Annotated in this window: 4 protein-coding genes; all 4 read right to left on the bottom strand. The window is 67.7% G+C overall.

Annotated elements, in window-relative coordinates; translation table 11 throughout:
* Positions 1-591: alcohol dehydrogenase catalytic domain-containing protein (locus tag N878_RS13065; protein WP_031303136.1), on the bottom strand; the 591-nt coding region annotated here is incomplete at its 3' end.
* Between the two features lie 198 nt (positions 592-789).
* Positions 790-1,653: a formyltetrahydrofolate deformylase gene (gene purU, locus N878_RS13060; protein WP_021444096.1), complete on the bottom strand. Its 864-nt coding sequence runs from the start codon at positions 1,651-1,653 to the stop codon at positions 790-792.
* A gap of 145 nt (positions 1,654-1,798) precedes the next feature.
* Positions 1,799-2,428: a sarcosine oxidase subunit gamma gene (locus tag N878_RS13055; RefSeq protein ID WP_031303135.1), complete on the bottom strand. Its 630-nt coding sequence runs from the start codon at positions 2,426-2,428 to the stop codon at positions 1,799-1,801.
* Positions 2,421-4,712 (bottom strand): sarcosine oxidase subunit alpha family protein (locus N878_RS13050; protein ID WP_021444094.1); only part of this gene is annotated, 2,292 nt, incomplete at its 5' end. The genes N878_RS13050 and N878_RS13055, both read right to left, overlap by 8 nt.

The raw sequence follows: 4,712 nt of genomic DNA, 5'->3' as shown, positions 1-4,712 counted from the left end.
CGGGCCGGCGCCGGCGACGTAGACGGTGCTGCCCGGGCCGACGCCGGCGGTGACCGCGCCGTGGTAGCCGGTGGGCAGGATGTCGGACAGGCAGGTCAGGTCGCGGATCTTCTCCATGGCCTTGTCGCGATCCGGCAGCTTGAGCAGGTTGAAATCGGCGTAGGGCACCAGCACGTATTCGGCCTGGCCGCCGGTCCAATCGCCCATGTCGACGTAGCCGTAGGCGCCGCCGGCGCGCGCCGGGTTGACGGTCAGGCAGACGCCGGTGTGTTGTTCCTTGCAGCTGCGGCAGCGGCCGCAGGCGACGTTGAACGGCACCGAGACCAGGTCGCCGATCTGCAGGCGCTCGACGTCGCGGCCCTTCTCGATCACCTCGCCGGTGATCTCGTGGCCCAGCACCAGGCCGACCTGGGCGGTGGTACGGCCGCGCACCATATGCTGGTCGGAGCCGCAGATATTGGTGGAAACCACTTTCAGGATGACCCCGTGCTCGATCTTCTTGCCGCGCGGGTCCTGCATTTTCGGGTAGTCGATCTTCTGCACTTCGACCTTGCCCGTACCGAGATAAACCACACCACGATTACCAGACATGCGTCACTCTCCTTTGTTGTTGTGGATACAAGACGCGACCGACGGGCCGCGCGACCTTGCACTGGAGCTTTTCGTCTGTTGCCGGACACCGCCGGTGAAGCCTGGCAGGGCGGTGACCGCAGGGTGCGCCGTGCGCACCTATGTTCTTGCGTGATACCCGGTGCGCGCGGCCTAGGCGGCCCCGCGACAGGCGATGAGTCAGGGGTTGAGCACCACCGTGCGGTTGGCGTTGAGGAACACGCGGCGGTCGATGTGGTAGCCGACGGCGCGGGCCAGGGTCAGGCACTCGATGTCGCGGCCCTTGGCGATCAGGTCCTCGGGGTAGTGGGCGTGGTCCACCGCCTCCACTCCCTGGGCGATGATCGGCCCCTCGTCGAGGTGGTCGTTGACATAGTGGGCGGTGGCGCCGACCAGCTTGACGCCCTTCTGATAGGCCTGGTGGTAGGGCTTGGCGCCCTTGAAGCCGGGCAGCAGCGAGTGGTGGATATTGATCGCCCAGCCGTCCAGCTTGCGGCACAGCTCGGGCGACAGCACCTGCATGTAGCGGGCGAGCACCACCAGCTCGGCGCCGGTGTCCTCGACCACCTGCATGACCTTGCGCTCCTGCGCCGGCTTGTCGGCCGGGTCGAGCGGGAAGTGGTGATAGGGGATACCGTGCCAGCGCGCCAGCGGTTCCAGATCCGGGTGGTTGGACACCACCGCCACCACGTCCATGGCCAGCTGGCCGATGCGCTGGCGGTAGAGCAGGTCGTTCAGGCAGTGGTCGGCCTTGGACACCATCAGCACCACCTTGGCCCGGTAGCCCGGCGGGGTCAGCTCCACCTGCATGGCGAAGGGCGCCAGGCGCTCGGCCACGCCGGCGCGGAAGGCGGCCTCGTCGAAACCCTCTGGCTGGCGGAACTCGACGCGGATAAAGAAGCGCGAGGACAGCCGGTCATCGAAACTGTGGTGCTCGGTGACGTAGCAGCGCTGCTCGAACAGAAAGCGCGTCACCGCATCCACCGTGCCGAGCACGCTCGGGCAGTGGGCGGTGAGAATCCAGGTATCGGGGGTGCGGCTCATGTCGATCTCCAAAGCGCAACGACGTAGGTTGGGCTGAGCTTGCGAAGCCCAACAGGGGGCGCACGGCGCTCCCTGCGGCCTTCCGGGGCTCCCTGCGTTGGGCCTCGCTGCGCTCGGCACCAACCTACCCAGAGCCCCTTGTCGATCAGGCTTCTACCGCCAGCCCGTACTCGGCGCTGGCATCCTGCAGCCACAGCCAGAAGTAGTCGGAGAAGCTGCGGCGGATCAGCAGTTCCCAGGTTTCCTCGGCGGTATGACGGATGATCAGCTGCGACTTGGCGAACACCGTGCCCACCGCCTTGCCCACCGGGAAGTTGCTCGGGTGCACGTCGTAGCTGCTGGACTTCATCAGCAGCTCGCGCACCTTGGGCCCGGACAGTTCCAGCAGGGTCTGCCCGCCGCTGACGTTGACCACCGAGATGTGCTGGCCGGCCAGCGCCTCGCGCAGCTTGGCCTCGACCTCGAACTCCGTGCCGCCGGGCACGATCAGCAGCCACTCGTCCGGCCCCAGCCACTGCAGCGAGCTGTCGCCGCTGGCCACCAGGGTCAGCGCCACCGGCAGCTCCAGGCCCAGGGCCTTGTGCACGCCGCCGGCGAACTCGGCATCGTCGGCGTCGCCACGCAGGATCAGGTGACCCAGCAGCTTCTTCTCGCGCAGGGTCACCCCGGCGCGCTTGGGGCCCTTGCCGGCCAGCTCGTGCAGGCCGGCGTGGTGCAGCGGCGATTGCCCGGCGATGTCGGCGGGGCGTTGCTGGTAAACGTTCACGTTAGACATTCTGGCGATCCCCTTTCGGGTCATAGAACACGGGGCTGACGATTTCGGCTTCGATCACGCTGCCATCGGCCAGCGGCGCGAACACGCGCTCGCCGATCCGCGAGAGGCCGCCCCGCACCAGGGCCATGGCGAAGCTGTAACCCATGGCCGCGCTCATGTAGCTGGAGGTGACGTGACCGACCATGGTCATCGGCACCGGCTGCTTGGGGTCGAATACCAGCTGCGCGCCTTCGGGCAGGACCTTGTTCGGGTCCAGGGGCTTGAGGCCGATCAGCTGCTTGCGGTTTTCCTTGAGGCAGTCCTCGCGGTTCATGCCGCGCCAGCCGATCCAGGAGAACGGCTTGGTGCGACCGACACACCAGCCCATGCCCAGATCGTCCGGGGTGACCGAGCCGTCGGTGTCCTGGCCGATGATGATGAAACCCTTCTCGGCACGCAGCACGTGCATGGTCTCGGTGCCGTAGGGGGTCAGGCCGTGCTTCTGGCCGGCGGCGATGATCTTCTCCCACACGCCGAGGGCGTAGTTGGCCTGCACGTTGACCTCGTAGGACAGCTCGCCGGTGAAGGAGATGCGGAACACCCGCGCCGGTACACCGCCGACCTTGCCTTCCTTCCAGCTCATGAAGGGGAAGGCGTCCTTATCGAGATCGATATCCGTCACTTCCGCCAGCAGCTTGCGGCTATTGGGGCCGGACAGGGTCATGGTCGCCCAGTGGTCGGTGACCGAGGTGAAGTACACCTTCAGCTCCGGCCACTCGGTCTGGTGGTAGATCTCCAGCCACTCCATCACCCGGGCGGCGCCGCCGGTGGTGGTGGTCATGACGAAATGGTTGTCGGCCAGACAGGCGGTGACGCCGTCGTCGAAGACCATGCCGTCTTCCTTGCACATCAGGCCGTAGCGGGCCTTGCCCACGTCCAGCTTGGTCCAGGCGTTGGTGTAGACGCGGTTGAGGAACTCGCGCGCATCCGGGCCCTGGATGTCGATCTTGCCCAGGGTCGAGGCGTCGAGGATGCCCACCGCGTTGCGCACCGCCAGGCACTCGCGGGCCACCGCGGCGTGCATGTCTTCGCCGTTCTTGGGGAAGTACCAGGGACGCTTCCACTGGCCGACGTCCTCGAACTCGGCGCCGTTCTCCAGGTGCCACTTGTGCATGGCGGTGTAGCGCTTGGGCTCGAACAGCTCGCCGCAGTGACGGCCGGCGATGGCGCCGAAGGTCACCGGGGTGTAGTTCGGGCGGAACATGGTGGTGCCCATCTCGGCGATGCTGATGCCCAGCGAACGCGCGGCGATGGCCAGGCCGTTGATGTTGCCCAGCTTGCCCTGGTCGGTGCCGAAGCCCAGCGCGGTGTAGCGCTTGACGTGCTCGACCGACTCGAAGCCCTCGCGGGTGGCCAGCTCGATGCCGGCGGCGGTGACGTCGTTCTGCTGGTCGACGAACTGCTTCGGCGCCCGCGCGGTACCCTTGTCGTGCGGCACCTGGAACAGCGCGACCGCGGCTTCCTCGATGCGCTTCTCGGCCTTCGGCAGGCTGCCGGCGACGGCCTTGAAGCCGGCTTCGGCGGCGGCCTTGGCGCCGGCCTCGAAACCGTCGGCGAGGCTGTCGCCGAGGCCGAACACGCCGTTGACCGCACCGGCGCAATAGCGCTTCTGGAAGCCTTCGCCGGGGACGAAGGCGAGGATGTCTTCGCGCCACAGCGGACGGCCGCCGAGGTGCGAGGCCAGGTGCACCACCGGGCTGTAGCCGCCGGAGCTGGCGATCAGGTCGCAGTCGAGCATTTCGCCGGGGCTGCTGACCTTGTGCTTGGCCAGGTCGATGGCGCAGATGCGCGCACCGGTGACGCGCTTGCTGCCGCGCGCCTCGACCACCGCACTGCCGGTGAGCACGCGCACGCCACGCCGGCGCGCTTCCTCGACCCAGCTGCCGCGCGGGTTGCTGCGCGCATCGGCGACCGCCACCACCTGCAGGCCGGCGTCCAGCCAGTCGAGCACCACGCGGTAGGCGTAATCGTTGTTGGTCGACAGCACCAGTTTCTGCCCGGGCGCCACGCCGTAGCGGCGCACGTAGGTGGATACCGCATCGGCCAGCATGTTGCCGGGCACGTCGTTGCCGGCGTACACCAGCGGCCGCTCATGGGCGCCGGTGGCCAGCACCACGCGACCGGCACGCACACGGTGCATGCGCTGACGCGCCTGGCCCATGGGCGCGACTTCGCCGAGGTGATCGGTGAGACGCTGATGGATGGTGAGGAAGTTGTGGTCGTGGTAACCGTTGACCGTGGCGCG

Source organism: Pseudomonas sp. EGD-AK9 (assembly GCF_000465935.2).
Classification (GTDB): domain Bacteria; phylum Pseudomonadota; class Gammaproteobacteria; order Pseudomonadales; family Pseudomonadaceae; genus Aquipseudomonas.
This window is presented reverse-complemented; position numbering and strand designations above follow the sequence as displayed.

Excerpts from the sequence above, each read along its gene's own strand:
- purU (WP_021444096.1), bottom strand. The coding sequence starts at position 1,653 with ATGAGCCGCACCCCCGATACCTGGATTCTCACCGCCCACTGCCCGAGC.
- N878_RS13055 (WP_031303135.1), bottom strand. The coding sequence starts at position 2,428 with ATGTCTAACGTGAACGTTTACCAGCAACGCCCCGCCGACATCGCCGGG.